This window comes from Arthrobacter sp. SO3 (genome assembly GCF_020532825.1).
Taxonomy (GTDB): Bacteria; Actinomycetota; Actinomycetes; order Actinomycetales; family Micrococcaceae; genus Arthrobacter.
The window spans coordinates 1-1,092 of the sequence record NZ_MQTS01000217.1 but is presented as its reverse complement, the minus strand read 5'-3'; the positions used below and the strand labels follow the sequence as shown (position 1 = coordinate 1,092).

Sequence of the window (1,092 nt, the reverse complement as noted above, 5' to 3'; positions counted from 1 at the left end):
GCCTTGGGCCGTTGTGAGGGATCCACAGGGCGGGGTTCGACGGCGCACCAGCCCACGGGATTCCCGCCGCGAAAGGCCAGCACTCCCGGAGCCGGGGTGCCGCCGTCGAACTTGTCCCGCAACCGGATTTTCCGCTGCTCCGGGGTCGACGCTGACCACCGTGTTCCGGTCAGGGCGAAGAACCGGCACCAGCAGCGCGACGGCTCACCGCGGACGCCGAAGAGACGCTCGACGTCGGGCCAGTCCGCCGCGGCAGTGGTCACGGCTGGCTGCCGGCCGGGTTCCGCGTCGCTCATGGTCAGCGCCCGGGGGCCTCAGCGCGTGCGGGTACCGTTGCCGGGCTGACGGCTGATCCGCTGGCGATGGGCTGCGAGCCTCAGCTGGATGATGCGGGCGGCGCCGGCAATGGCGACCAGCACACCGCCGCCGACTGCTGCGATGAACAGGGCAATGCCGAGCGGGACTGACCCTTCGAGGCCAAAGAACTTTACCTGCACATATTCCTGGTTCTGCAGGATGAATGCGATCAGCAGGATCAGCACCACCAGCGCGCAGGCAACCGCGGCCCAGACCATTCCCGCACGGGTGACCTGCCGCGTTTCCGGGGCAGGAACCGGCGTTTCCGGCTCCGCTGCCCGGGGACTTTCCCCAGCCGGGGCTGCTGTTGCGGACGCCGGAGCGCCGGAAACCAGATCAGTGCTGCCTGCAGGGGCCTCGGTGCTGTAGCCCTCCCCGGCGTACCCGGACGGGCCGTCAGCCGCTGCCGGGTACTGGGCGGGCACAGCATCGTTGGAACCGTTGGGATCGAATCCGCGGGGTGTCTGGGTCATAGCGGCGTTACCTTTCGCTTGCGGGCAGGGCGCGCAGGCTTTCCCTGGATGTCCTGCCTGTCCACTCAATACTAAGTGTGCTGATGGCAGACGGGGGTATTCGGGAGAGGGCGCGTTGCAACAAGGTGCGGGCCGCGGATGCGGCCCTGATTGGGGGGGCGGTCCAGGCGGACCGCACTATGCCGATGATATGGCCAGGCTGTCCGTGAAGAGCGCTGACGGGCGGGCGGCGGTACCGGAATCCCCGGGGAGGCTCCGGGGA

General features: G+C 69.0%; 1 protein-coding gene and 1 pseudogene. Both read right to left on the bottom strand.

The genetic code is table 11. From position 1 onward, the window contains the following. Positions 1–296: pseudogene (locus tag BJQ90_RS19050) on the bottom strand (GNAT family N-acetyltransferase); the annotation flags it as partial. Between the two features lie 18 nt (positions 297–314). Beyond that, the gene (locus BJQ90_RS19045; RefSeq protein WP_226761768.1) at positions 315–830 is read right to left on the bottom strand and encodes a lipopolysaccharide assembly LapA domain-containing protein; all 516 of its coding nucleotides are present in this window, start codon (positions 828–830) and stop codon (positions 315–317) included. Positions 831–1,092 lie beyond the last annotated feature (262 nt).